General features: G+C 66.4%; 29 protein-coding genes. 9 read left to right on the forward strand and 20 right to left on the reverse strand.

The genetic code is table 11. From position 1 onward, the window contains the following. Positions 1–44: 44 nt before the first annotated feature. Both J7U46_RS00070 and J7U46_RS00075 read right to left on the reverse strand, forming a co-directional pair. Entirely contained in the window at positions 45–1,460 is a 1,416-nt protein-coding gene (locus tag J7U46_RS00070; protein WP_282822777.1) for a sensor histidine kinase, read from the reverse strand. Further along, positions 1,457–2,122, reverse strand: a complete 666-nt coding sequence (locus tag J7U46_RS00075) for a response regulator transcription factor (RefSeq protein WP_282822778.1) — start codon at positions 2,120–2,122, stop codon at positions 1,457–1,459. Before J7U46_RS00075 ends, J7U46_RS00070 begins: the two co-directional genes overlap by 4 nt. Before the next feature lie 130 nt (positions 2,123–2,252). Between J7U46_RS00075 and J7U46_RS00080 the strand changes: the two genes are divergently transcribed. After that, a complete protein-coding gene (locus tag J7U46_RS00080; protein WP_282822779.1) occupies positions 2,253–3,347 on the forward strand; it encodes a glycosyltransferase in 1,095 nt (364 codons plus the stop codon). Beyond that, a complete protein-coding gene (locus J7U46_RS00085) occupies positions 3,340–4,287 on the forward strand; it encodes a hypothetical protein (protein ID WP_282822780.1) in 948 nt (315 codons plus the stop codon). The genes J7U46_RS00080 and J7U46_RS00085 overlap by 8 nt, the downstream gene beginning before the upstream one ends. A 29-nt stretch (positions 4,288–4,316) precedes the next feature. On the opposite strand, the gene J7U46_RS00090 is transcribed toward J7U46_RS00085, so the two are convergent. From J7U46_RS00090 to mltG, 8 genes are all read right to left on the reverse strand, one after another. Then, positions 4,317–4,532: a hypothetical protein gene (locus J7U46_RS00090; RefSeq protein ID WP_282822781.1), complete on the reverse strand. Its 216-nt coding sequence runs from the start codon at positions 4,530–4,532 to the stop codon at positions 4,317–4,319. Positions 4,533–4,698: 166 nt separating this feature from the next. Continuing rightward, entirely contained in the window at positions 4,699–4,893 is a 195-nt protein-coding gene (locus J7U46_RS00095; RefSeq protein WP_282822782.1) for a hypothetical protein, read from the reverse strand. A 105-nt stretch (positions 4,894–4,998) separates the two neighbouring features. Next, positions 4,999–5,640, reverse strand: coding sequence for an ankyrin repeat domain-containing protein (locus J7U46_RS00100; protein WP_282822783.1), 642 nt, complete (start codon positions 5,638–5,640; stop codon positions 4,999–5,001). Continuing rightward, positions 5,637–6,416, reverse strand: a complete 780-nt coding sequence (locus J7U46_RS00105) for a TatD family hydrolase (protein WP_282822784.1) — start codon at positions 6,414–6,416, stop codon at positions 5,637–5,639. The genes J7U46_RS00100 and J7U46_RS00105 overlap by 4 nt, the downstream gene beginning before the upstream one ends. A 29-nt stretch (positions 6,417–6,445) precedes the next feature. Continuing rightward, a complete protein-coding gene (locus J7U46_RS00110; protein ID WP_282822785.1) occupies positions 6,446–6,823 on the reverse strand; it encodes a PilZ domain-containing protein in 378 nt (125 codons plus the stop codon). Further along, positions 6,820–7,836: a DNA polymerase III subunit delta' gene (gene holB, locus J7U46_RS00115; RefSeq protein ID WP_282822786.1), complete on the reverse strand. Its 1,017-nt coding sequence runs from the start codon at positions 7,834–7,836 to the stop codon at positions 6,820–6,822. The genes J7U46_RS00110 and holB overlap by 4 nt, the downstream gene beginning before the upstream one ends. Further along, a complete protein-coding gene (gene tmk, locus J7U46_RS00120; RefSeq protein WP_282822787.1) occupies positions 7,836–8,459 on the reverse strand; it encodes a dTMP kinase in 624 nt (207 codons plus the stop codon). Before tmk ends, holB begins: the two co-directional genes overlap by 1 nt. After that, positions 8,456–9,448: an endolytic transglycosylase MltG gene (gene mltG, locus J7U46_RS00125; RefSeq protein ID WP_282824903.1), complete on the reverse strand. Its 993-nt coding sequence runs from the start codon at positions 9,446–9,448 to the stop codon at positions 8,456–8,458. Before mltG ends, tmk begins: the two co-directional genes overlap by 4 nt. Positions 9,449–9,549: 101 nt before the next feature. Here mltG and J7U46_RS00130 point away from each other — a divergent pair, with 101 nt between their 5' ends. The 3 genes from J7U46_RS00130 to J7U46_RS00140 are packed head-to-tail and all read left to right on the forward strand — an operon-like array spanning position 9,550 to position 11,197. Continuing rightward, the gene (locus J7U46_RS00130) at positions 9,550–10,500 is read left to right on the forward strand and encodes a folate-binding protein (RefSeq protein WP_282822788.1); all 951 of its coding nucleotides are present in this window, start codon (positions 9,550–9,552) and stop codon (positions 10,498–10,500) included. Further along, on the forward strand, positions 10,497–10,754 hold the full coding sequence (locus J7U46_RS00135; protein ID WP_282822789.1) for a DUF4936 family protein: 258 nt from the start codon (positions 10,497–10,499) through the stop codon (positions 10,752–10,754). Before J7U46_RS00130 ends, J7U46_RS00135 begins: the two co-directional genes overlap by 4 nt. Before the next feature lie 5 nt (positions 10,755–10,759). Beyond that, the gene (locus J7U46_RS00140; RefSeq protein ID WP_282822790.1) at positions 10,760–11,197 is read left to right on the forward strand and encodes a thioesterase family protein; all 438 of its coding nucleotides are present in this window, start codon (positions 10,760–10,762) and stop codon (positions 11,195–11,197) included. Here the strand turns inward: J7U46_RS00140 and J7U46_RS00145 are convergent. Genes J7U46_RS00145 through J7U46_RS00155 form a run of 3 tightly spaced genes read right to left on the reverse strand, consistent with a single transcriptional unit; the run spans position 11,184 to position 13,354 of the window. Beyond that, complete coding sequence (locus J7U46_RS00145; protein WP_282822791.1) at positions 11,184–11,540, reverse strand: hypothetical protein; 357 nt, start codon at positions 11,538–11,540, stop codon at positions 11,184–11,186. The genes J7U46_RS00140 and J7U46_RS00145 overlap by 14 nt on opposite strands. Positions 11,541–11,573: 33 nt before the next feature. Further along, complete coding sequence (locus J7U46_RS00150) at positions 11,574–12,443, reverse strand: YbgC/FadM family acyl-CoA thioesterase (RefSeq protein WP_282824905.1); 870 nt, start codon at positions 12,441–12,443, stop codon at positions 11,574–11,576. Between the two features lie 2 nt (positions 12,444–12,445). Next, positions 12,446–13,354 carry an alpha/beta hydrolase gene (locus J7U46_RS00155; RefSeq protein ID WP_282824907.1) on the reverse strand — a complete coding sequence of 303 codons (909 nt, stop codon included), beginning with the start codon at positions 13,352–13,354 and terminating at the stop codon, positions 12,446–12,448. 91 nt (positions 13,355–13,445) lie between these two features. On the opposite strand from J7U46_RS00155, the gene J7U46_RS00160 reads away from it, so the two are divergent. Next, a complete protein-coding gene (locus tag J7U46_RS00160) occupies positions 13,446–14,594 on the forward strand; it encodes an iron-containing alcohol dehydrogenase (RefSeq protein ID WP_282822792.1) in 1,149 nt (382 codons plus the stop codon). Positions 14,595–14,719: 125 nt separating this feature from the next. Here the strand turns inward: J7U46_RS00160 and aceA are convergent, their stop codons facing one another. Then, a complete protein-coding gene (gene aceA / locus J7U46_RS00165; protein WP_282824909.1) occupies positions 14,720–16,009 on the reverse strand; it encodes an isocitrate lyase in 1,290 nt (429 codons plus the stop codon). Between the two features lie 310 nt (positions 16,010–16,319). On the opposite strand from aceA, the gene J7U46_RS00170 reads away from it, so the two are divergent. After that, positions 16,320–16,877: a GNAT family N-acetyltransferase gene (locus tag J7U46_RS00170; RefSeq protein ID WP_282822793.1), complete on the forward strand. Its 558-nt coding sequence runs from the start codon at positions 16,320–16,322 to the stop codon at positions 16,875–16,877. Here J7U46_RS00170 and J7U46_RS00175 read toward each other — a convergent pair. The 5 genes from J7U46_RS00175 to queG form a co-directional block, all read right to left on the reverse strand. Next, complete coding sequence (locus J7U46_RS00175) at positions 16,856–17,458, reverse strand: MarC family protein (RefSeq protein ID WP_282822794.1); 603 nt, start codon at positions 17,456–17,458, stop codon at positions 16,856–16,858. The genes J7U46_RS00170 and J7U46_RS00175 overlap by 22 nt on opposite strands. A 41-nt stretch (positions 17,459–17,499) precedes the next feature. Beyond that, a complete protein-coding gene (locus J7U46_RS00180; RefSeq protein WP_282822795.1) occupies positions 17,500–19,872 on the reverse strand; it encodes a TonB-dependent receptor in 2,373 nt (790 codons plus the stop codon). Between the two features lie 164 nt (positions 19,873–20,036). Then, positions 20,037–20,948, reverse strand: a complete 912-nt coding sequence (gene xerD / locus J7U46_RS00185) for a site-specific tyrosine recombinase XerD (protein ID WP_282822796.1) — start codon at positions 20,946–20,948, stop codon at positions 20,037–20,039. Positions 20,949–20,965: 17 nt separating this feature from the next. Further along, the gene (locus tag J7U46_RS00190) at positions 20,966–21,547 is read right to left on the reverse strand and encodes a chalcone isomerase family protein (protein WP_282822797.1); all 582 of its coding nucleotides are present in this window, start codon (positions 21,545–21,547) and stop codon (positions 20,966–20,968) included. A gap of 50 nt (positions 21,548–21,597) precedes the next feature. Further along, a complete protein-coding gene (gene queG, locus J7U46_RS00195) occupies positions 21,598–22,698 on the reverse strand; it encodes a tRNA epoxyqueuosine(34) reductase QueG (RefSeq protein WP_282822798.1) in 1,101 nt (366 codons plus the stop codon). Here queG and tsaE point away from each other — a divergent pair, their 5' ends adjacent. Together tsaE and J7U46_RS00205 are read left to right on the forward strand one after the other, a co-directional pair. Next, on the forward strand, positions 22,699–23,181 hold the full coding sequence (gene tsaE, locus J7U46_RS00200; RefSeq protein WP_282822799.1) for a tRNA (adenosine(37)-N6)-threonylcarbamoyltransferase complex ATPase subunit type 1 TsaE: 483 nt from the start codon (positions 22,699–22,701) through the stop codon (positions 23,179–23,181). It begins immediately after the preceding gene. After that, positions 23,178–24,566, forward strand: coding sequence for an N-acetylmuramoyl-L-alanine amidase (locus J7U46_RS00205; RefSeq protein WP_282822800.1), 1,389 nt, complete (start codon positions 23,178–23,180; stop codon positions 24,564–24,566). Before tsaE ends, J7U46_RS00205 begins: the two co-directional genes overlap by 4 nt. 49 nt (positions 24,567–24,615) lie before the next feature. On the opposite strand, the gene J7U46_RS00210 is transcribed toward J7U46_RS00205, so the two are convergent. Then, complete coding sequence (locus J7U46_RS00210; protein ID WP_282822801.1) at positions 24,616–25,275, reverse strand: peroxiredoxin; 660 nt, start codon at positions 25,273–25,275, stop codon at positions 24,616–24,618. Positions 25,276–25,338 lie beyond the last annotated feature (63 nt).

Below are 25,338 nucleotides of genomic sequence, written 5' to 3' on the forward strand. Positions count from 1 at the left end.
TGTGAGTTGACATAATACACATTGTCGATATTTAAGATCGATCCTCAGGCCCGAGAAAACACCACGCTGGCGCTCAGTCCGTGCCCGTCGAACCCTGCGTTCAGCACCAGTTGCGCATGCATCAACCGAGCGAAGCGTTGGCAGATGGCCAGGCCGAGGCCGGCACCTGCGCCTACGCGTGCGCCTTCTTCGCCCTGCGCCCAGCGTTTGAGCAACAGCTCGCGCTGTTCGGCCGGAATGCCCGGGCCCTGGTCGATGACCGACAGCCAGACTTCGCCGGCCACGCGGCTGAGCACCACGCTGACCGTGCCACCGCCTTCGGGCTTGCCGCCGTAGCGGAAAGCGTTGTCGAGCAGATTGCTGAGCAGACCTTCGACCAGGGCTCGGTCAGCGCGCACCAGCAGGTCTTCGTCCAGTCCGGAAGCCACCAGTTCGACGCCGAGTTGGTCGGCCTTGGGCAGGCAGCCGAGTACCTGCTCGCGCACGCAATCGTTGAGCCTCAGCTGCTCCATGCGCACGCCGGAGCTGGCCTCGTTGGCCAGGGCCAGCATCAACAGCTGTTCGACCGTATGGCTGGCGCGCTGCTCGCTACGCAGCACTTCCTGCAGCTGCTTGCGCCATTGCTCGGGATCGCTTTGCGCTAGGCCAAATTCGGCGGCCGCGCGCACGCCGGCCAAGGGAGTGCGCAGTTCATGGGCCACGTTGCCGGCAAATTCTCGCTGTTGTTCAAGGCTCTGGGCCACGCGCCTGAGCAGGTCATCGATGGACGATGACAATGAATGCAGGTCGCGGGTCGCTGCCCCCGTGGTCAATTGCTTGGGCAGCGGCGAGAGGTCGGCGGAGTCGCGTTCCTCAACTGACTCCTCCAGGTGCGTCAGCGGCCGCAATTCGCGGCGTATGACCCATCGGAACCACAGGATCAGCGTCAGCATGAGGAGCGTGCGCGGCACCAGCGAGGCCACGGTCAGCTGGTTCAGTACGGCGTCGCGGGCGCCGGTGGTCACGGCCACGGCGACCCGATATGGCTGCGGGTCCAGGCGTGTCAGCACCACCACCTTGAGCCTTTTCTGATCCCAATGCGAGTCGAGGAAAAGCGTGCCCGGCACCTCGGTCCAGTTGCCCGGGATGTGGGGCATCAGGCCGGCCGTGCCAGCGATCAGGCGGCCGCCGCGCGCTTCCACGGCGTAGTAGATGGTCTCGCTGGAATCGAACAGGATGGATTGCAGGTCTTCTTCGCGCGCATCCAGCACCAGCTTGCCGTTCTGCAGCTTGGTGTGCGAGGCCAGCAGCTGGGCATCGTCCAGGATGGATCGGTCATAGGCCTGCTGCATGAAATAGGAGCTGGTGTAGACCGAGATCGTGCTGCCAACCACCCAGCTCAGCAGCAGCGCCGGCACCAGCTGCCAGAGCAGGCGCGAGCGCAGCGAGGGCTTCTTCTTCAGCGTGGCGCTGCCGCTCACTGCTCGGGCTCCAGCAGGTAGCCGAGGCCACGCAGCGTGCGTATCGACGCCCCGCTGCCCTGCAGCTTCTTGCGCAGGCGCGAGACGAAGGCTTCGAGCGCGTTGCTGCCCAGCACATCGTCAAGGTCGGAGAGTTTCTCGGACAGCATCTTCTTGCTGACCACCCTGCCCGGCGGCGTCAGGAGCTCGCACAGCACGTCGAACTCGCGCGCCGGCAGTTCCATCTGCACATCACGCAGGTAGATGCGTCCGGCGCGGCGGTCCAGGCACAGGCTGCCGACCTGCACACGATCGTCCAGGTCCAGGCGGCGGCGCACCAGGGCTCGCAAGCGGGCCTCGACCTCGGCCAGCTCGAAGGGCTTGCCCAAGTAGTCGTCGGCGCCCGCATCCAGCCCCTGGATGCGCTCCTCGGTGCGGTTGCGGGCCGTCAGTATCAGCACCGGCGTGCGGTCACCGGCAGCGCGGGCCTCACGCAGTGCTTGCAGGCCGTTGCCGTCCGGCAGGCTGAGGTCCAGCAACACAGCGTCGAACTGCTGAACCTTCCAGAGCCAGCGGGCCTGGCCCAGGTCCGCAGCCGTGTCCACGCGATGGCCGGCCTGCTGGAGGCTGGTGGCCACGATGGTGCGGAGGGTGGGATCGTCTTCGACCAGCAGGATGCGCATAGGCGCGAACTGTAGCGATTGCGCGGGCTTGATCCCCGCGTCCGGGGTGGTGGGAAGTCAGGATCCGGTCAGGCGCTCCCGGAGATAAATGTTGCTGAAGTGTTTCCATCCTGTTGCCCTGGATTTCGACATGCTGACTTCGACCCCGGCCCGCCCTGCCCTGCGCCTGCTTCATCTGCTGTTCTCACCCCGCATGGCGGGTTCTGAACGCTACTGCGTCGATCTCGCGCTGCAACAGGCAGCCCAGGGGCATGAGGTCCATGTGGCGGGCCAGCCCGGTTCGGCCATGGAGCGGGCGCTGCAGGGCTCGGCTGTGCGCTTCCATGCCATTCGTTGGCCGGTGCTGCGCGGCCTGCAGATGCGCCGCCTGATGGAGAGGCTTGATCCGCAAATCGCCCATGCGCACCTGAGCCCCGCCTGCAAGGCGCTGGCCGGCGCACCCGAGCAGGTCGCCACGCTGGCAACGCTGCACGTGGGTTACAAGGCCCATCAGCATGGCGGCCTGGACGGCCTGATCTGCGTGAACCACAGCCAGCAGCAGCGCCTCGCAGGCTATGCCGGCCGGCATCGCGTGATCCCCAACTGGCTACCCCAGGCTTCGGTGTCGAGTGATAGTCGCGCCCGCTGGCGCGCTGTGCTGGGGCTGCGGCCCGACCAGCCCTTGGTCGGCGCGGTCGGTCGCCTGCATGCAAGCAAGGGCATGGACGTGCTGATCGAGGCCTTCAAGGCCCACGCGCCCGCCGAGGCGGTGCTGGCCATCGTCGGCGAAGGCCCACAGCGTGCCGCGCTCGAAAAGCTCTGTGCCGGCGATTCGCGCATCCGCCTGCTGGGCTTCCAGGAACAGGTCGGCGAGGTGCTGCAGGCGCTCGATTTGTTCGTCTCGCCCTCGCGCGAAGAATCCTTTGGCCTGGCGATCCTGGAGGCCATGGCCGCCGGCCTGCCGGTGCTGGCCACGGCCACCGAGGGCCCGCGCGAAATCCTGGCGGCGCGCCAGGACGAGTTGATCGAGCCCGGCTCGGTGCCGGCCCTCGGCCGTGCCCTGTGCATGAAGCTGGCCCGCCTGCAGGCCGAGGGTCTGCCCCGCGAGACGCATGACATGCGCGCCTTCACACCGCAGCGCGGCGTGGCCGCGATCGGCGAGCTGTATGGCCAGCTGTTGCTGGCCATGCGTCGCCGCCTGGCGGTGGAGCCGGAGTTGCAGGTGGCCCGCGCCCACCATGTTTAAGCGGCCGCGCAGCGACTTCTGGCAAGTCGGCATCGTGCCGGCCCACATCTCGAGCCTCAGTACCGAGGCCGCGCTGTCAGCCCAACGCGAGCAGATCCGCTGGCTGCCGGACCCGGGCCCCTGGCGTTACCTGGCCGATCCTTTCGGCATCAGGCGTGCCGGCCGCACCCATGTCTTTGTCGAGGCCTACGACTACCGGACCAAGCATGCGGTGATTGAGCGCCACGAGTTCGGCCCCGACCTCGAATGGCGAGACAAGAGCGTTGCGCTGGCCCGGCCCTTCCACCTCTCCTACCCCTTCGTGCTGGAGGACCAGGGCGAGCTGTTCATGGTGCCGGAGAGCCACCAGGCTGGCGAGATCGCGCTCTACCGTGCGCAAGGCTCGCTGGACCACTGGGTGCGCGAATGCGCGATGCTGCCGGGCCTGCCGGGCGCGGAGGCTTCGCTGATTCAGTACGAGGGCCGCTGGTGGATGTTCTTCACGCTGGTGGGGGCAGGTGCGCGCGATCAACGCGAGCTGCATCTGGCCTATGCCGATCAGCTCACCGGGCCCTGGCAGCTGCATCTGCTCAATCCAGTGCTGGTGGACCGCGCCGGGGCGCGGCCTGGCGGTACGCCCTTTGTGTCGGCCGGTGGCTGCCTCAACCTGCCGGTGCAGGACTGCAGCCAGACCTATGGCGGTTCGATTCGCCTGCTGCGTTTCATGCGGCTGAACGAGCGCGAGGTGGCGTACCGGCACCTGCCGGCTCAGCTGCGGGGCGAGCTGGTGTCTGCGAGTCATCAAGCCGGGCTGCACACGCTGTCGAGCTGTGGGGAGCTGAGCCTGATCGACTGCAAACACGTCTCGCGCGATCGTGGCCGTCAGTGGCTGGACCTGCAGCGGCGCTGGCAGCGGCTGCGGGGCGTGGCATCGCAGCTGCCGCATCAGCAGGCGGCCTGAGCGGCCCCTGCCTTGCTTCCATCAAGCGATCAGTAGCGACCGTTGTCGTTGGCGGCATCGACGTGGTAGTCGAAGTCGAAGCCATCTTCCTCGGTCTTGGCGATCACCGGCTTGTCCAGCGGGCGGAACACGCGACGGCGCAGGCGGTTCAGGCGCTCGGAGCATTCGACCTCGCGGACGACGCGCTCCAGGTCCAGCAGCATGGCGAAGGGATTGGCGGCAGCGCTCGGGGTGGTGTCGATCATGAGGGGCTCCAACGGTGTCATGGGTTGATGGAGCAACTCTAGGCAACGGCCCCAATTCCACCCAGTCGGGCCACCGCCAAAAGCCTTGTCGGACAACTTCCTAGGTAGTTGCCGCTAGTGAGGTGCCGTTCGTGAACTGGCTCACGAAAACCAGGCCGAAAGGGCCTCAGGACTGTGTCGGTCGGGCCGACCACTGGGGTTGCCGGGCGATTTCAGCGGCCGTGACTTTGTCCGCAGTCACCGCATATTCGTTGCTGCTGCGCTCCACGAAGTAGGCCGAACGGAAGCGTTGCAGCAGGCCTCCGAGGGCTTGGCGAGCCTGGCTGGAGGGGCCGTTGAAAGTCAGCGTCAGCGTGGTCATGGTCTTGTTCCCGTCAAAAGACCGGCCGATGAAAAGGGACCGGTGCTTCCTGAACGGGCGGGCACGAGCGCGGTTGACGCCTCGGCGCGCAGAGCCAGTGCGGGCTTAGCGCGCTGCCGCCAACACCTTGGCTGCGAGCGCCTCCCGGCCAGCACCGGTGGCGAAATCGGCTGCCGTGTTGCCGTTCTCATGCGAGAGCCGCACGTTCGCGCCCTTGCTGAGCAGCAACTCGGCCGTGGCGATCGGGGCATAGCGCACGGCCATCATCAGCGGCGTCGAGCCGTTGGGCGCACGGGCATCGATCTGTGCGCCCTGCTCCAGCAGCCAGGCAGCCACGCCGTTGTCAGGGCCGCTGCAGGCGTAGTGCAAAGGCGTCCAGCTCTCTCGGTTGATCTTGGCGCCGCGCTCGACCAGCTTCTTCACCAGATCCAGACGGCCGCGCAGGGCGGCCATCATCAGCGGCGTTTCGTTGGCGGCATTGGCCCGGTTCACGTCCGTGGCCGCATGGGCGATCAGGCGTTCGGCCGCCTGGAAGGACTCGCTGCGCAAAGCGATCATCAGCGCGCCGTTGCCGTCCTTGTCCGGCACATTGGGATCCACGCCGCGTTGCAGCAACTTGTTCAGCGAGCTCAGATGGTCGCGGTCGGCCGAGACCTGCAGGTCTCGCTCCTCCGGCGTGATCGCGGTGGCCAGGCCGGCGGCTGTGATCAAGGCCAGCGCCGCCAAAGTCTTGATGAGCTGTTTCATGCGGGCATCCTGAACAGAGCCCGGCAGTTGGCCGTGGTTTGCGCCGCGACCTGTTCCACCGGGACTTGCTTGACGGCCGCCAGCTGCGCCGCCACGTGCGGCACGTAGGCGGGGCTGTTGGTCTTGCCCCGGTAGGGAACCGGGGCCAGGTAGGGGCTGTCGGTCTCGATCAGCAGGCGCTCCAGCGGCAGCGCCTCGGCCACATCGCGCAGGTCCTGCGCGTTCTTGAAGGTCAGGATGCCGGAGAACGAGATGTAGAAGCCCGCCTCCACCGCGGCCTTGGCCACGGCCAGGTCTTCGGTGAAGCAATGGAACACACCGCCGGCCGCTTCGCCGCCCTCTTCCTGCAGGAGCCGCAAGGTGTCGGCGGCGCTGCTGCGCGTGTGGATCACCATCGGCTTGTTCGCGATCTTGGCAGCGCGGATGTGGGTGCGGAAGCGCTCGCGCTGCCATTCCATGTCAGCGAGGCTGCGACCGTTCAATCGGTAGTAATCGAGGCCAGTCTCGCCGATGGCCAGCACCTTGGGATGCCGGGCGGCCTGGACCAGCTCGGCCACCGTGGGCTCGTGCACGTCCTCGTTGTCCGGATGCACGCCTACCGTGGCCCAGAGCTGCGGGTGCGCTTCGGCCAGGCCAAGCACGGTGGAGAACTCCTCCATCGTGGTGCAGATGCAGATGGCCTGCTTCACCTGGGCGGCCTGCATGGCGTCCAGGATTTGCGGCAACTGGGCGCTCAGTTCGGGGAAGCTCAGATGGCAGTGGGAATCGATGAACATCGCGAGGGCCTCCACGGCCCGAAAAAAACTCAGATCGTCTGCGTTGGCTTGGACGAGGAGATCGAGGTGCCGAGCATCTCTTCGATCTTCAGCTTGATCAGGCGCGTCTTCTCGTCGGACGGAAAGCGCACACCCACGCCCTGGGTGCGGCCGCCCGAGGCATTGGCCGGCGTGATCCAGGCGACCTTGCCGGCCACCGGATAGCGCTGCGGGTCGTCGGGCATGGACAGCAGCAGGTAGATGTCGTCGCCGAGCCGGTACTCTCGGTTGGTCGGCACGAACAGACCGCCGTCGGTGAACATCGGCATGTAGGCGGCATAGAGCGCGCCCTTTTCCTTGAACACCAGCTGGATGACGCCGGGCCGGGCGCCCTGCGGTGCCGGTGCTGCTGCGGGAATGTCACTCATGGCCGCAGTGTACCCATGGCCTCGGCCATTGCGCTCTGGCCCTGGCCGACCAGCGATTCGAGCAACAGGCCAGCGTTGAGCGGATGCTCGGCATGCCGCATGGCTCGCTGCAAGACCTGACCCCAGGCCTGCAGCGGCGCCGCCTGACGCGGCTTGGGCAGGGCCTCGGCCGGGAAGTAGCTGGGGCCGGCGCCATGAGCGACGCGGACCAGGTCGTGGTTCAGGCGCTGCAAGGCATCGATGGCGCGAGGCACCGGCCAGTCGGAAACCGCAGAAACCTCGCCACGCGCCAGGCGCTTGGGCAGGGCCAGCCAGGCGGCGGCTGAGAGTCCGTCCTGCGCCCAGGCCTGGGCCAGGCGCGGGCGGCCGCCGGCGGCCTTGAGCAAGATCTCCGCTTGCTCCAAGCCCTGCTCCGCCAGCCAGCTCGCAGCCAGGGCCTGCGGCGGCAGCGTGAGGCTCAGCGCCTGGCAGCGGCTGCGGATGGTGGGCAGCAGGTCTTCGGGCGCATCGCTGGCCAGGACGAAGCGCAGCAGGCCCGAGGGCTCTTCCAGCGTCTTCAGCAGTGCGTTGGCCGCCACGGTGTTGAGTGCCTCGGCCGGATAGATCACCACCACCTTGGCGCGGCCCCGGGCCGAGGTGGCCTGGGAAAAGGCCAGGGTGGCGCGCACGGCGTCGATCTTGATCTCGCGGCTGGGCTTGGTCTTGCTGGCCTTGGTCTCGGACTCACTGGCTTCTTCAGTGAGGCCGAGGCTCTCTCGCAGCGCCTCGGGCACCAACAGCTGGAAGTCGGGATGGGTGCGCGATTGCAGCAGCTTGCAGCTGGCGCAGTGGCCGCAGGCCGGCGCCTGGCCCTCGCTGTCTTCGCACAGCCAGGCAGCAGCCAGCTCCATGGCCAGCTCGAATTGCCCCACGCCATTCGGACCCTGCATCAGCAAGGCATGCGAGCGCAGCGCGAGGGCGGCCTGCAGCGGCTCGTTCAGCCAGGGCAGCTTGTCGCTGCCTTTGTCGTTCATCACCATCCGCGCGACTCCAGCGCAGCCGTAACCTGGGCGGCCACCTCGGCCACCGAGACACCGGCGTCGATGCGAACGAAGCGAGAGGGCGCGGCAGCCGCACGCGCCGCATAGCCGGCGCGCACCCGGCTGAAGAAGTCGAGATCCTGCTGCTCGAAGCGATCAGCCTCGCGGGCCGCTGCGCGGCGCTGAGCGGCCACAGCCGGGTCCAGGTCGAACCACAGGGTCAGGTCGGGTTGGCGGCCTTGCAGCACCCATTGCTCCAGCGTGGTGAGCTGCTGCAGGTCCATGCCACGGCCATGACCCTGGTAGGCGAAGCTGGCATCGGCAAAGCGATCGCAGACCACGGTGTCGCCGCGCGCCAGCGCCGGCTCGATCACGCGCAAGAGATGGTCGCGCCGGCCAGCAAAGACCAGCAGGGCCTCGGTCAGGCCGTCCATGCCTTTGTGCAGGAACAGCCCGCGAATCGCCTCGGCCAGCTCGGTGCCGCCGGGCTCGCGGGTCTGCACGACGATGGCGCCGCGCTGTTGCAAGCGCTCGACCAGGGCCTGCAGATGGGTGGACTTGCCCGCCCCATCGATGCCTTCGATGCTGATGAATCTACCGCTGGAAAGCACGCTCAATGACCACGCTGATACTTGTTGACGGCGCGATTATGCGCGGCGAGGTCTTCGCTGAATTCGCTGGAACCGTCGCCCCGCGCCACGAAGTACAGCGCCCGGCTCGGCGCCGGATGCAGGGCCGCCTGCAGCGAGGCGGCGCCGGGCATGGCGATGGGCGTGGGCGGCAGGCCGCCGCGCGTGTAGGTGTTGAAGGGGGTGTCGGTCAGCAGGTCGCGCTTGCGCAGATTGCCGTCGAAGGCTTCACCGAGGCCGTAGATCACTGTTGGGTCGGTCTGCAGCGGCATGCCGAGCTTCAAGCGATTGATGAAGACGGCGGCCACCAGGCCGCGGTCGGCCGCCGCGCCGGTTTCCTTCTCGACGATGGAGGCCAGGATCAGCGCCTCGTCGATGCTCTTCAGCGGCAGGCCGGGCTCGCGCTGGCTCCAGGTCGATTCCAGCCGGCGCTGCATGGCGGCATGGGCACGCTTGAGCACGGTGAGGTCGCTGACGCCCCGGCTGTAGGCATAGGTGTCGGGGAAGAAACGGCCTTCAGCGGAGCTGCCCGCAGCGCCCAGGGCCGCCATCAGCTCGGCCTCACTCATGCTGGCGGTGGTGGGTTTGAGCGCTGGTGCTTTGGCCAGCGCGGCGCGGAACTGGCGCAGGTTCCAGCCCTCGATCAGACGCACCTGCTCCATCACCTGGTCGCCGCGCACCATCTTGGCGAGCAGCTCGCGCGGCGTGATGCCGGCGTGGATCTCGTAGCTGCCGGCGCGGATCTGGCGCGACTGGCCCGACCAGCGGAACCACTGGTACAGCAGCCTGGCATCGGCCTGCACGCCGGCCGCGACCCAGGCCTGGGCCACGTCGCGCGGCGCCGTGCCAGGTTCGATAGAGAGTTCGACGGCGGGCTTGTCCAACGGCAAGGGCGCCTGCAGCCACCACCAGGCGGCGCCGCCAGCAGCCCCGGCCGCCAGCACGATGAGCAGCAAGAGGCCGCCCAGCCAGCCCAGGCGGCTGGCGCGCTGGCTCCTGATTTTTTTCTTCTGACGATGGCGCTTGCTCAAGACCCGACGACCACTGGTGTTTGCGGGCGCTGATGATAATCGCGGCCATGACCGACACCTCTCTTGCAATCACCGGTGGTGCGCTGCGCCTGTCTGACTGGGGCGTCATGCGCGCCCAGGGCGAAGAAGCCGCCAAGTTCCTGCATGGCCAGCTGACCCAGGACACCGCGCTGCAGACGCCGCAGCAGGGCCGCCTGGCGGGCTACTGCTCGGCCAAGGGCCGGCTGCTGGCCCTGATGCTGGCCTTCAAGCGCGATGCGAACGAAATGCTGCTGGCCCTGCCGGCCGAGCTGTTGCCCGCCACGCTGAAACGCCTCTCGATGTTTGTGATGCGCGCCAAGTGCAAGCTCAGCGATGCCTCGGCCGAGCTGGCCTTGTGGGGCCTCGCGGGAGAGGCGGCGCGCGAGTTGCTCGGCGCAGACGTGCCGGCCGAGGTCTGGAGCGTCACCCACATCGGCAATGCGCTGGCCATGCGCCTGCCCGATGCCCTGGTCGATGGCGCCAGCTTGCCGCGCTACGCACTGCTGCAGGCTGCCGATGCGCCCGCCCCCGCCCTGCCCGCCCTCGATGCCGACAGCTGGCAATGGCTGGAGGTGCAGGCGGGCCTCGCCTGGGTGCGCACGCCGACGGTCGAGCAGTTCGTGCCGCAGATGATCAACCTGGAGCTGCTGGGCGGTGTCAACTTCCAGAAGGGCTGCTACCCCGGCCAGGAGGTGGTGGCGCGCAGCCAGTACCGGGGCACGGTCAAGCGACGCACGCTGCAGTTCGCGGTGGCGGGTGGTGGCTCGGCCCAGATCGGCCAGGAGATCTTCCACAGCGCTGATCCGGAGCAGCCGGCCGGCCTGGTGGCGGCGGTGGGCAGCCACGAGGGGCAGGTCTTGCTGCTGGCCGAGGTCAAGCTGGCGGCGCTCGAAGGCGGCAGCCTGCATCTGGGCAGCGCCGGCGGCCCGCAGCTCAGCCAGCGGCCCCTCCCCTACGCTGTCGCCGAACCGCAGTGAGCGCGCCTGAGCTCTACGTCTACTACCGCCTGCAGGCATCGCATGCGGAGGCTGCCTTGACGGCGTTTCGCCAGGCCAGCGCCGGTTGTGGCGTGCGTCTGCTGCAGAAGAACGATGAGGCGGGCTTGCTGACCTGGATGGAGACCTACGCGACGGCCGAGCAGCAGGCGCATGAACCGGACGTGGCTGCTGCCCTCGCGGCCTTTGTTGAAGGCGCGCGCCACCATGAGCGCTTTGCGCCCTTGCAGGCCTGACGCCCATGGATTGGGACCACCCGCAGCCTTTTACCGTGGCCCTGCAGCCGCAGCCGGCCGACATCGATGGCCTCAATCACACCAACAACGCCGTCTACGTGCAGTGGTGCGAGAAGGTCGCCTGGGCGCATTCGGAGTCGCTGGGCCTCGCCCTCGCCGACTACCAGCGCCTGGACCGTGCGATGGCGATTCGCCGGGGCGAGTACGACTACTTGCTGCCCTCGCTGCTGGGCGAGCAGTTGCTGCTCGGCACCTGGCTGACAGCCAGCGACGGCAAGCTCGCGATGGAGCGTCGCTTCGAGCTCAAGCGCGCGGCCGACGGCATCACGCTGATGCGCGGCCGCTGGGCGCTAATCTGCATCGAGATGAGCAGCGGCCGGCCGAAGCGGATGCCAGCGGAGTTCGTCGAGGTCTACGAGCGGGCGCTGGTCACTCGTAGGTGAACTTGAAGTCCTTCTGCAGGCGGCCGTCGGTTTCGCAGAGGTAGCGGTCCCGCACATGCATGTCGATGGCGAGGTTGAACTTGCGCAGCTCTCGGCGCTGAACACCGCCGGTCATCGAGCGCAGCTCGATCATCACCACGCGCCCACGCTCGACCTTCATCGTTGCCTGGACGTGGATCACACCTCGGTAGTCCAGCTCGGGTTTGGCCAACTCCGGCTGCCGGCTGCACTGGGCCTGCGGCGCGTCGGGGCCTGGCATCTGCGGCGCCGTTGATTGCGCGAAAGCCATCATGGGCAACGAGGTGGCGAGGGCCAGGAGGCCCCGGATCGTGTGTGACTTCATCTGCTTTGTTCTCCCTTGGGTTGACGAATATTGTCAGAGCCCGCGCACCATTTCCACATGGCCTATGCCCGCCTCCTCGAAGCGCTCCCCGCGCTCGAGGAAACCGGCCCGGCCATAGAAACTGATGGCGGCGAGCTGGGCGTGCAGCAGCACCTCGCGGTAGCCGCGCGAGCGACCTTCCCGCATCAGCGCGTCCAGCACCTCGCGGCCGATGCGGCTGCTGCGCATGCCGCGCAGCACGGCCATGCGGCCAATCTTGGCGACGCCGGGCACATGCTCCAGCAGGCGGCCTGTGGCCAGGGCGCGGCCGAAGCGGTTGTAGGCCACGGCATGCAGGCAGCCTTCGTCGGCGGCATCCCATTCCATCTCGGCCGGGATCTTCTGCTCGTTGACGAACACTTCCTGCCGGATGCGCTGGGCATCGTCGCCCAGCGATGACCATTCCCCGAGTTTGACCGTCACCATTGCTTCGCCGGCTTCGAAAGCCTCGATGGCAGCGCGCAGGGCCTGAGGCACCGCCTTGGGCACCTGGCTCGTGGCGTCGGCAAACACATAGACCAGCTCGCCATGAACCAGCAGTTCATCACCGCGGAACACGGCGGCCTGGATCGTCATCGAGCTGTTGCCGATTTTCAGCGTGCGCACGCCGATCTCGAGCTGGTCGTCGTAGCGGGCCGAGCCCAGATACTCCAGCGTGGACTTGCGCACAAACAGGTCGCCGCCGAGCTGCTCCATGGTCTCGGCATAGGGCAAGGCCAGCGCGCGCCAGTAGCCACCGACGGCAGTATCGACATAGGTCAGGTAGTGGCCGTTGAAAACGATCTTCTGCGCATCGATCTCGGCCCAACGAACGCGCAAACGTTCGAAGTGGCGGAAGTCCTTGCGCTGGATGCTGTTCGTCATGCTCATGGATTCAATGCCTTCTTGATCGCTTGCGCGCAGGTCTCCAGCGCGGTGATGGCCTCGGGAATCGAGCGCCCCATCTTGATGAAGTCATGGGTCACGCCGCGCACCAGCTCCAGCTCGACCTCGTTGCCATTGGCGCGCAGGAGGTCAGCATAGGCGACGCCTTCGTCGACCAGCGGGTCACATTCGGCCAGCAGCACGCAGGCCGGGGCCAGGTCGCAATGATCGTCGGCCTCCAGCGGCGCGAAACGCCAGTCGCGCTTGTGGTTGTGGGCAATGTAGTGGTCGAAGAACCAGGCGATGGACGCGGCGTCGAGCAGGAAGCCATTGGCAAACAGCTTGTGCGAAGGCGTGTCGGCATGGGCCGTGGTGCCCGGCGTGATCAGCAGTTGCAGCGCAAGTTTCAAGCCGATGTCGCGCGCATGCAGGGCGCTGACCGCAGCCAGCGTGCCACCAGCGCTGTCACCACCCACGGCGATGCGTGTGCCATCCAGCCCCAGCGATTCGGCGGCGCTGGCAAGCCACTTCATCACGACCCAGCAATCGTCCACCGCAGCCGGGAACTTGTGTTCAGGCGCCAGGCGGTAGTCCAGCGAGATCACCGCCGCACCTGAGCGCAGCGCGAGCTGGCGGCACAAGCTGTCATGCGTCTCGATGCTGCCAATCGTGAAGCCGCCGCCGTGGAAAAAGAGCAGGACGGGCAGCCTGGCATCGCTTGGCGCATAGAGCCGCGCGGAGAGTTCGCCTTCAGCACCAGGCACGCTGAGGTTCTCGACCCGGGGCAGCGGCGCGCGCGGCAGGTCCAGGATCTCGGCGCCCATCAGGTAGGCGATGCGGGCCTGCTTCGGGGTGAGGCTGTGGAAGGCGGGACGGTGGGCGCGGTGGATGCGCTCCAAAACACCGGCCATGCGCGGTGTCAACAAGGTGCTACTCAAGAAAGGCTCCAGGGCTTAGGCTCGTCCCCATCAATCAAGCCCCGATTTTCACAGAGAGTGCAGCATGGCCCTGATCCAGTACCTGACCCAGATCCAGCTCGACTTCGGCGCTGCCGCCCTCTTGCCGCAGGAATGTGCGCGTGTGGGTATCAAGAAGCCTCTGGTCGTGACCGATGCCGGCGTGCGCGCGGCCGGGGTGCTGGACAAGGCGCTGGCGGCCTTTGGCGGTACGGCTTTGGAAATCTTTGACGCCACACCGAGCAATCCGACCGAGGCGGCGGTGCGCCTGGCCGTAGAGCAATACCGGAGCGCGGGCTGCGACGGGCTTGTTGCCATCGGCGGCGGCTCCAGCCTTGATCTGGCCAAGGGTGTGGCCATTGCCGCCACGCATCCCGGGCCGCTGAAGACCTACGCCACCATCGAAGGCGGGAGCACCAGGATCACGTCAGCCGTCGCGCCGGTGATCGCCGTGCCCACCACGGCCGGCACCGGCAGCGAGGTGGCGCGCGGCGCCATCATCATCGTGGACGACGGCCGCAAGCTGGGCTTCCACAACTGGGAGCTGATGCCCAAGGCCTCGATCTGTGACCCGGAACTCACCCTCGCCCTGCCCCCGCTCCTGACGGCCGCCACCGGCATGGACGCGATCGCGCATTGCATGGAGACCTTCATGTCGGCCGCCTTCAATCCGCCGGCCGATGGCATTGCGCTGGAAGGCCTGCGCCGCGGCTGGGGCCATATCGAGCGCGCGACGCGCGACGGAACAGACCGTGAAGCGCGCATGAACATGATGAGCGCCAGCATGCAGGGCGCGATGGCCTTCCAGAAGGGCCTGGGTTGCGTGCATTCGCTCAGCCATTCGCTCGGCGGCGTGAATCCGCGCCTGCATCACGGCACCTTGAATGCGATGTTCCTGCCGGCGGTGGTCCGCTTCAATGCCGCACACCCGAGCCTGCAAAACGAGGGCCGTCTGCAACGCATGGCGCAGGCCATGGGACTCGAAGGCAGTGATGCAGCGGGCCATGCGGTGGCCGAGGCGATCAAGGCCATGAATGCCCGCCTTGGCCTGGCCTCGGGCCTGGCAGCCCTCGGCGTGACCGAGGGCATGTTTGACGCCGTGATCGAACATGCCCTGCTCGACCATTGCCACAAGACCAATCCGCGGCTGGCCAGCGCCGAAGACTATCGGCAGATGCTGCGGGACTCGATGTAAGCAGGAACGAACGACGCAAAGAAAAGACCGGGCCGTGGCCCGGTCTCGTCATTCATGCTGGAGCCCCCTCTCGGAGGGGGCTGGGGGAGCGCAACGTTCACCGGCACGGTGAGCGCCGCAGGCGCTCAACCGTGCTTCTTGTCGAAGAACTGTTCGTCTTCGGTCGAGCCCTTCAAGGCTGCCGTGGACGCCTCGCGCTCGATGGTGGTGGTCACGGCGTCGAAATATCCAGTGCCCACTTCGCGCTGATGCTTCACGGCGGTGAAGCCCTTCTCGGCGGCGGCGAACTCGGCTTCCTGCAGCTCCACGAAGGCGCTCATGTTGTTGCGGGCATAGCCGTAGGCCAGGTTGAACATCGAGTAGTTCAGGCTGTGGAAACCGGCCAGCGTGATGAACTGGAACTTGTAGCCCATGGCGCCCAGCTCGCGCTGGAACTTGGCGATGGTGGCGTCGTCCAGGTTCTTCTTCCAGTTGAAGGACGGCGAGCAGTTGTAGGCCAGCAGCTTGCCCGGGAACTTGGCATGGATAGCGTCAGCAAAAGCCTTGGCGAAAGCCAGATCGGGCTTGCCGGTTTCGCACCAGATCATGTCGGCGTACTCGGCATAGGCCAGGCCGCGGCTGATGGCCTGGTCCAGGCCGTTGCGGGTGCGGAAGAAGCCTTCGACGGTGCGCTCGCCGGTGCAGAAGGGCTTGTCGTTGTCGTCGATATCGCTGGTGACCAGGTCACCGGCTTCGGCATCGGTGCGGGCCAGCAGCACGGTGGGCGTGCCCATCACATCAGCAGCCAGGCGCGCAGCGTTCAGCTTGGCCACGGCTTCGCGGGTCGGCACGAGCACCTTGCCACCCATGTGGCCGCACTTCTTGGCGGCGGCCAGTTGGTCTTCGAAGTGCACGCCAGCGGCGCCCGCTTCGATCATGGACTTCATCAGCTCGAAGGCGTTCAGCACGCCGCCGAAACCGGCTTCGGCATCGGCCACGATGGGCGCGAAGTAGTCGGTGTCGTTCTTGCCTTCGCTCCATTGGATCTCGTCGGCGCGCTTGAAGGTGGCGTTGATCTTCTTGACGACCTTGGGCACCGAGTCCACCGAGTACAGCGACTGGTCGGGGTACATCTCGCCATTGCTGTTGGCGTCGCCGGCCACTTGCCAGCCGCTCAGATAGATCGCCTTCAGGCCGGCCTTGACCTGCTGCATGGCCTGGTTGCCCGTGAGTGCGCCCAGGGCATTGATGAAGGGCTCGGTGTTCACCAGGCCCCACAGCTTCTCGGCGCCGCGCTTGGCCAGCGTGTGTTCGATCTGCAGCGAGCCGCGCAGGCGCACCACGTCGGCGGCGGTGTAGCCGCGCTTGATGCCCTTCCAGCGCGGGTTCTCGGCCCAGTCCTTCTCGAGGGCGGCGATCTGCTGTTCACGGGTCAAAGTCGTCATGGTGTGCTCCTGCTTAGCAAGTGGGTGGAGAGAGGGGAAGAAATGCGGTGACTTGATGGGCTCAAGCCTATTCCTCGCCAAGCGATGACGGAAGACTTATGTCTTATATAAGACTAAAAATCTTCTTCAATTAAAACAAAGACTTAAGTTCTGTGTTTTGGATTGCGAAATGCGTTTCGTCATGATGAGAAAATTTTGCGCAGTGCACCAATTTGATTTCGCACGATGTGAAATCACGCTTTCGCATTGCGGGATTCATGCCGAACGGCTGGCGCCGGCGCGACGCATAGACTGCCTGGCCATGACCACGCTGCACACCGCCCGCCTGCGCCTGGAGCCTTGTTGCCAGGACCATCTGCAAGGCCTTCACCGACTCAACAGCGATCCGCTGGTGATGCGCTACATCACCGGCAAGCCAGACACGCTGGAAGACACGCAGTCCATGATCGACCGCGTCCAGGCGCGTTGGGCGGATTGGGGCTATTCCTGGTGGAGCTTTTTTGATCGCGAGAGCGGCGAGCTGATCGGCGCCGGCTGCATTCAGCACCTGGACCGCGACGCCAGCCAGCCGCATGAGATTGGCTGGCGGCTGCAGCGCAGCCAATGGGGCAAGGGCTTGGCCTCCGAAGCGGCCGAGCGCATGACTTCCTTCGCCTTCGACACGCTGGAGGCGCCGCAGCTCACCGCCATCTGTGCACCCGACAACCTGGCCTCCTCCCGCGTGATGGAGCGGCTCGGCATGGCCTACCGTGGCCTCGAGCGCTGGTATGAGCGTGACTGGGCGACCTATGCGATCAGCGCCGGGCAATGGCGCGAGCGGGCGGCACGCCTCGCGAGCTACAGCCCGCCGACGAAGTAGCGCTTCAGCCCGGCCAGCACCATCTCGACGGCAATGGCCGTCAGCACGAGGCCCATCAGCTTCTCGATGGCCGAAACCACCGAATCGCCGAGCAGCTTGCGGATGCGGTCGCACAGCAGCAGGGTCAGGAAGGAGATGACCATGGCCGTGGCCAGCGCACCTATCCACTCCCAGATGCGCTCGGGCTGGCGCGAGGCCAGGAGCAGCACCGTGGCCATGGCCGAGGGGCCGGCCAGCAGCGGTACGGCCAGCGGGAAGATCAGCGGCTCCTTGCCGGGCTCGAGGCCATAGGACGAGTCGCCGCTCGAGCCGAAGATCATGCGTATCGCGATGATCAGGAGGATCACGCCGCCGGCCACCTCCAGCGAACGCTCCGACAGGTGCATGACCCGCAGAAAGGTCTCGCCGAAGAACATGAAGGCGAGCAGCACGCAGAACGCGATGCCGACCTCGCGCACGGCCACCCTTGTGCGTCGCGCCTTGGGCACCTCCCGCATGATTGGGATGAAGATGGGCAGGCTCCCCAAGGGGTCCAGCACCAGCAACAAAAGAATCAGGGCGGAGAGAAAGCTGTGGTCCATGGCCACTATTCTCGCCGCCCTGCCCTGATTTCAGTGCGGGATCAGAACGTACCGCTCAGTGAAACACCAATCGTTCTCGGCTTCATGTAATAAGCCTGCCGCACCGACTGAATGTTGGGCTGCTGCAGAACCTTGTGGTTGTTGCCGGCGTTCTTGATCGAGAAGTTCAGGTCCCACTTGTCGAAGTTGATGCCCCAGCTGGCGTCCACCGTCATGTAGGCCGGGCGGTCGTAGTCGGGCTCGCCGCGCACCAGCGAGCCGTGGCTGGCGCCGGTCCATTGCGTGTTCAGGCGGAACACGTTGTCCAGCTCGCCGAGCTTGAACAGGTACTCGCCGCCCAGCTTGAAGCTGTACTTGGGCACGCCCTGGATGCTGTCGCCCTTGCGGACGTTGGGCTTGCCGTCGTCGCCCATGCCCAGCGAGGGCACGTCTTCGGCGAACACCGCCTTGTTGTAGCCGCCGCCGCTGGTGAGCGTGAAGTTGGGCGTGACGCGCGCCTTCAGCTCGAATTCGACGCCGTCGCTGGTGGCCTTGCCAACGTTGGTTTCGAAGTCGAAGCCGGCGGTGGGCAGGTAGACGTCCTGCTGGATGTTCTTCCAGTCGATGTGGTACGCGGCCAGGTTCAGCATGACCTTGCCGCCCATCAGGCGCGACTTGCTGCCGACCTCATAGCTGCGCAGGCTGTCCGGCCCGAAGGCGGCGGTCTGAGCGAAGCTCATCCCGAGCTTGGCCAGGTCGCTGATATTGGCAGCGATAGCCGGGATCGGGCGATTGGCACCGCCCAGGCGGAAGCCGTCGGCCACGTTGGCATAGAGGCTGGTGTCGGCATCCACATCCCAGGTCAGGGCAAAGCGCGGCGTGCTCTTGTTGGCCTTGGTGTCGATGCCGGTGGTGGACGGGCCACCTGCGAAGAAGAAGTCGCCTTCGCGCTTGAAGCCTTCGCTGGAACGCAGGTAGCGCATGCCGACCGTGGCCCGCAGCGTCTTGCCGAAGTGATAGGTCAGCTCCCCGAACACCGAGTTCTGCTTGGTGTTGTAGTGGCGGGCGCTGAAGTAGCTGTTGTCACCCGCAAAGGCGCCGGTGTAGATGCCCGAGTCTTCCACCCATTGGTTCGGGTCATAGATGTTGACGCCGTTCTTGGTGAAGGCTTGCGTGATGCTGAACACCGGCTCGTTGTCGGCCACGTCGGTCTTGGTCGAGGCGCTGTAGAGGCCGGCCACCCAGGTGATGGGCATGCCGCCGTCCTGGTAGTCCTTGGACGCCAGACGCAGCTCCAGCGACTTCTGATCGATCTTGTTGTCCAGGTAGACGGCCGACGGCAAGTAGGTGACGATGCTTGCGACCGCCGGGTTGGCAATCAGGCTGCCGATGTAGCTCGAGTTGATGCTGGTGCCATCCTGCGTGCGATTGAACTTGCGCTGGTAGGTATTGGCGATGGCCGTGAAGTCGGCGAAACCGAGGTCGCCATTCAGCGTGATCGAGGGCACGGTCAGCTTGTCATCGCCCGGCTCGCGCATGATCTTGGAGGTCTGGAACAAGGGCAGCGCCTTGTCGGCATTGAACTCCTGGTAGCTGCCCACTGCGAGGTAGGAAGCGTCGATGTCCTTGCTCTTGCTGTGCTGGTAGAACAGCGCCGGCGTCAGGCTCCAGGACTCGTTGAACTTGAACTTGGCCGACAGCTTCAGCACGGTCCAGTCCACGTCGTTGATGCCCTTGTCGATCACCTGCAGCGTCTTGGGGCTGACCTGATCGATGTAGCCCGCGTCATGGCCGGCCTGCACGCCGATGCGCAGCGCGGCAACGCCGGGCTGCAACGGCACGTTGATCACGCCCTGCGCCATGTAGTTGGCGCCGCCATGGCTGGTGCTGCTGATCTCGGCCAGCACATCACCGCTGAAGCGCTTCAGGTCCGGCTGCTTGCTGATGAAGCGCAGCGTGCCGCCCATGGAGCCGGCACCGTACAGCGTGCCCTGCGGGCCGCGCAGCACTTCCACGCGCTCCAGGTCGAAGAAGCGCGGCTCGGCCGTGCCCTGGCTGTAGAGGTTGCGGGTGGTCAAGGAAACGTCGTCGAGGTAGACGCCCACGGTGGCCGAACCGGCTTGCGAGCTGACGCCACGAATTTCAATGGTCGAGAGACCGGCGCCGCCCTGGCTGCTGAACGAGACATTGGGCAGGTTGCGCGTGAGGTCGGCGAAATCGAGGATCTGGCCTTCCTTCAGCGCCTCGCCGCCAATGGCGGTGACGCTGAGAGGCACCTTGCGCGCGTCCTCGACCCGCTTCTGCGAGGTCACGACCACGGTCTCCAGCACCTGGCGGTCGGCAGCGGGCGCAGTGGCCGGGGCTTGCTGTGCCAGTGCGGGGGTGGCCATCGCGGCCAGGCTGGCGGCGGCGATGAGAGTCGGCTTGAAGTTCATGGCTAAAGCTCCTTGGGCAGGCGGCTGTTGTTTTGCAAAGCCGACATGCTGCAGAGCCTCGGCCCGCCAGGCAAGCGCCGAGATGACGCAAATGTTTCAGCTGTTGGTAGCGAACCACCTAGGGAGTTCTCCCCAGCTAGGGCTTCCACTGGTATGCAGATGACCTAGGCACGCGGATGGTGCAAGGCATGGATCTGCCGCAGGCGTTCCCGCGCCACATGGGTGTAGATCTGCGTGGTCGACAGGTCGGCATGACCCAGCAGCAATTGCACGGCGCGCAGGTCGGCGCCGTGGTTCAAGAGGTGGGTAGCGAAGGCATGGCGCAAGGTGTGCGGCGAGATGGGGCTGCGGATACCGGCCAGCAAGGCGTATTTCTTGACCAGGTTCCAGAACATCTGCCGGCTCATGCCGGCACCCTGCACGGTGACAAAGAGTTCGTCGCAGCGCTGCCCCGCCAGCAGACTTGCGCGCGCCTCCTGCAGGTAGCGCATCAGCCAGCCGTGTGCCTCCTCGCCAAACGGAACGAGGCGCTCCTTGTCGCCCTTGCCGGTCACGCGCAGCGCCGCTTCCTTGAGACCCACGTGCACGCTCTTCAAGCTGATCAGCTCGCTCACGCGCAGGCCGCTGGCATACATCAGCTCCAGCATGGCGCGGTCGCGCAGACCGAGGGTGGTGTCGGTGTCGGGCGCATGCAGCAAGGCCTCGACCTGGGCCTGGCTCAGGGTCTTGGGCACGCGCGGCGCCTGCTTGGCGTTGTGCAGGCGCAGCGTCGGGTCCTGCGTCATGCGTGCTTCGCGCAAGGCCCAGCGGAAATAGCGCTTGAAGACGCTCAGCCGGCGGTTGGCGCTGGTGGCCTTGCTCCTGGCCGTGTGGCGCTTGACCTGGTAGGCCAGCAGGTCGATTTCGCTGCAGTCGTCAAGCCTGCGCCGCGGCTCGGTGGCCAGATAGTCGGCCAGCAGCTGCAGGTCGCGCTTGTAGGCGGCCAGGGTGTTGGTGGAGAGCCCGTCCTCGATCCACAGCGCTTCCAGGAAGCGCTCGATGCCGGCCTGGCTTTGCTCGCGCGCTGATCGGTCCATCAGGTCCATCGAGGCACTCAGGGAATCGGCTGGTCCAGCATGCCAGCCTTCAGGCGCTCGTTGGTCGGCTTGACGCCCAGGAAGACCTTGAGCAGGGCCAGCATCGGCTCGTTGCCGGGCGCCGGCGTGCCGAAGGCCTTGCCGTTGACGGTCAGCTGCGTGCCCTGCTGGGGCACATGGTCCAAGTTGATCAGGTCGCCCTTGCGCAGCTTGCCGACCATCTGGATGTTCTTGATCAGGGCCGGCAGCTTGTCGGCCATCAACTGCTGCTCCTCGGGCGTGCAGTTGCGCCCAACGCCCTTGTGGATGGCCTTGATGAACTCCTCGACGCTGACACCCATCAGCATGCGCATCTGGATGCGCTTGGGGCCGGTGTTGGCAAACACGGCCTCGGCGGTGTCCGCCTTGCGGCTCAGGTACAGCGCCGTCAGATAGCCCTTGAAACCGTATTTGCCAAACAGGCCCACGCCGTTCAAGACCAGGGGGCTGCCCCCGAGCAGGATCTGGTCTTCGAAATCGTGGTCTTCGTAGCGCTTGCCCCAGCTGGGGGCGGCGATGGCGGCGGCGCCCAGCAGCAGCGCCCGTCTCGTCAGCTTCATGGTTTCTCCGTTGAGGGACGCTAGCCTAACGTGGTCGGCGGCCCCGTCGTCTACAGACTTTCGCTCAGCGCCCAGGCTATGTGCTCAGCAAGCAGGGCCGAGGCCTCTGGCCTTGCCTGCACCAAGGCGGCCCGTATTTCCCCGTTCTCCCCCGCCCGCAACGCATTACCCATGGCCACTGCCAGGTTGCGCCGCCAGCGCTGGATGCCGATGCGGCGTATCGCCGACCCCTCGGTGCGGCGCAGGAACTCGGCCTCGTCCCAGCGCCAGAGCTGCAAGAGCGTGGGCGCGCTCAGCGCCTCGCGCGCATCGAAGTCGGGCAGGCTGCTGCGGCCGGCGAACTTGTTCCAGGGACAGGCCAGCTGGCAGTCGTCGCAGCCATAGATGCGGTTGCCGATCAGCGGCCGCAGCTCGACCGGGATGGGCTCATCGCTCTCAATCGTCAGGTAGGAAATGCAGCGGCGCGCGTCCACCCGATAGGGTGCGGTGATGGCCTGGGTCGGGCAAACGTCGAGGCAGGCCGTGCACTGGCCGCAATGCGCTGTGGTCGGCGGCGTCAAGGGCAGCGGCAGGTCCACGAGGATCTCGCCCAGGAAGAACATCGAGCCGGCCTCGCGGTCCAGCGCCAGCGTGTGCTTGCCGCGCCAGCCCAGGCCCGAACGCGTGGCCAGTTCCACCTCCAAGAGCGGCGCCGAATCGGTGAACACGCGATAGCCGAGCGGGCCAATCGCCTGCTCCAACTGCGTCGCCAGCTGCTGCAGCCGATTGCGCAGCACCTTGTGATAGTCGCGCCCCCGCGCATAGACCGAGACCTGGGCCTGCTCGGGCGTTTGCAGGCCCTGCCATTCGATCGCCTGCCAGCCCTCGGGCGTGGCGGCCGGCAGGTAGTTCATGCGGGCGGTGATCACGCGCAGCGTGCCCGGAAGCAGCTCGGCCGGACGCGCGCGCTTGAGGCCATGGGCCTTCATGTAGTGCATGCTGCCGTGGTGGCCGGCCGCCAGCCAGGCGAGCAGGCCGGGCTCGGCGCTGGCCAGGTCGATACCGGCCACGCCAATCTGTGAGAATCCCAACGCGCCGGCCCAGCCGCGCAATTGTTCAAGCAGGGCTGCGCCATCGAAGTGCGCGCCCTGTTCACCCGGAGTCGAAGACATTTGGCCATTCTAGAAAGCCGTGAACTGCGCTGGCAGGACGAAGCCGCTTGCCAGCGATTTGCCGAAGCGCTGGCGCAAGCGCCGGGCCTGCTGCTGGCCAGCATCGAGCTGCATGGCAGCCTCGGTGCCGGCAAGACCACCCTGGTGCGGCATCTGCTGCGCGCGCTGGGCGTCGAGGGCCGCATCAAGAGCCCGAGCTATGCGGTGCTGGAGAGCTATGACCTCACGCAAGGCGTGGCCAGCCATTTCGATTTCTACCGTTTCGACGATCCCCGCGAATGGGCCGACGCAGGCTTTCGCGATGTCTTCATGGCCCCCGGCCTCAAGCTCAGTGAATGGCCCGAGAAAGCGGCCGGCATGCTGCCGCCAGCCGACCTGGCCATCCATCTGCACACCGAGGACGACGACAGCCGCCGGGTGCGCCTCGATGCAGGAACGCCGCTTGGCCTTTCGTTGCTGAAGGCGTTGGAGCAGCAAACATGAGCCGTCGCCAACTGCTCAGAAACGCCGGCAGCCTCGTGCTGCTCTTGCAAGCACCGCAGCTGCTACGTGCTGCGCCCAACGCCGCCAGCATCGTGGCCGTGCGCGTCTGGCCGGCGGCCGATTACACCCGCGTCACGCTGGAGTCGGACCGGCCGCTCGATGCCAAGCATTTCATGGTCGACAAGCCCGACCGCCTGGTCATCGACATCGAAGGTCTGGAGCTGAGCCCTGGCCTGCGCGAGCTGGTCAAGAAGGTGCGCGCCGACGACCCCTACATCTCCGGCGTGCGGGTGGGCCAGAACACGCCGACTGTGGTGCGCATCGTGCTCGACCTGAAGCAGGTCGCGGCGCCGCAGATCTTCACCTTGAAGCCGGTCGCGCCGTACCAGCACCGCCTGGTGTTCGACCTGCATCCGGCCGAGGAGCCCGATCCGCTCTTGGCCCTGGTGCGCGAGAAGGAACAGGCCGAGGCCAAGGCGGCGGCGGCCGTCAATGACGCGCTGGACGAACTGGTGCGCAAGATCGAGCGGCCGCCCGAGCTGCCCCGCAAGAGCGACCCGGCGGCCAGCGCGCTGCGCCCTGCCCCGCCGCCCGGCCCTTCGACGCCTGCCAGTGCGATGACGCCCGCGCCCGCACCCAGCCTGCCGCCGCCCTCGCAGCGCCAGCTGGACCGCCTGATCGTGATCGCCCTCGACCCCGGCCATGGCGGCGAGGACCCTGGTGCCGTGGGGCCCAGTGGCCTCAAGGAAAAGGACGTGGTGCTGGCCGTCGCGCTGAAGCTGCGCGACAAGCTCAATGCCAACCGCAACATCCGCGTGATGCTGACCCGCGATGCCGACTTCTTCGTGCCCTTGCAGGACCGCGTGCGCAAGGCCCGCCGCGTGCAGGCCGACCTCTTCGTCTCCATCCATGCCGATGCCTTCTTCACGCCGCAGGCGCGCGGCGCCTCGGTGTTCGCGCTCAGCGATGGTGCGGCCAGCAGCAATGCCGCCCGCTGGATGGCCGACAAGGAGAACGCCTCCGATCAGGTGGGCGGCATCAGCAATGTGAAGGTCAAGGACGCAGCCGTGCTCAAGACCTTGCTGGACATGAGCACCTCGGCCCAGATCAAGGACAGCCTGCGCCTCGGCGGCGAAGTGCTGGGCCAGATCGGCCAAGTCGGCCGCCTGCACAAGAAGCAGGTCGAGCAGGCGGGCTTTGTGGTGCTGAAGGCACCCGACATCCCGTCCATCCTCGTGGAGACCGCCTTCATCTCCAACCCGGAGGAGGAAGCCAAGCTGCGCGACCCGGCCTACCAGCAGAAACTGGTCGAGGCGCTGGCCACCGGGATCGCACGCTACTTCGCGAAGAATCCTCCGCTGGCCCGTCACCGGGCCTTGTCATAGCCCTTGCTACATCGAGGCCCGTCGAGGCCCCGGTGCCAGTCTCGGCAGCTCACTTCGGCTGCTTGACGATGCGCAGATAGGGCTTCGGTGCCTTCCAGCCTTCGGGGAACAGCGTCCTGGCGTCGTCGTCCGACACCGAGCCGGCAATGATCACGTCGTCGCCCTGCTTCCAGTTCACCGGCGTGGCGACCTTGTGCTTGGCCGTCATCTGCATGGAGTCGACCACGCGCAGGATTTCGTCGAAGTTGCGGCCCGTGGTCATCGGGTAGGTCATCATCAGCTTGATCTTCTTGTCCGGGCCGATGACGAAGACCGAGCGCACCGTGGCATTGGTGGCGGCGGTGCGGCCGTCCGAGCCACCGGCTTCATCGGCGGGCAGCATGTTGTAGAGCTTGGCCACGGCCAGATCGGTGTCGCCAATCATCGGGTACTGGGGCAGATGGCCCTGGGTCTCCTCGATGTCGGCGGCCCAGCGCGCGTGGTTGTCCACCGGGTCGATGGACAGGCCGATCAGCTTGGTGTTGCGCTTGGTGAACTCCGGCTGGATCTTGGCCATGTAGCCCAGCTCGGTGGTGCAGACCGGCGTGAAATCCTTGGGATGCGAGAACAGGATGGCCCAGCCGTCGCCGATCCAGTCGTGGAACTTGATCGTGCCCTGGGTGGTGGCGGCAGTGAAATCCGGTGCGATGTCGTTGATGCGCAAAGACATGGTGCTAGCTCCCGATGTGTGTGCCTGGTGAGGAAGGCGCGATCCGTCCGGCGCCGGTGGATC

Source organism: Pelomonas sp. V22 (assembly GCF_030014915.1).
GTDB lineage: Bacteria > Pseudomonadota > Gammaproteobacteria > Burkholderiales > Burkholderiaceae_C > JAUASW01.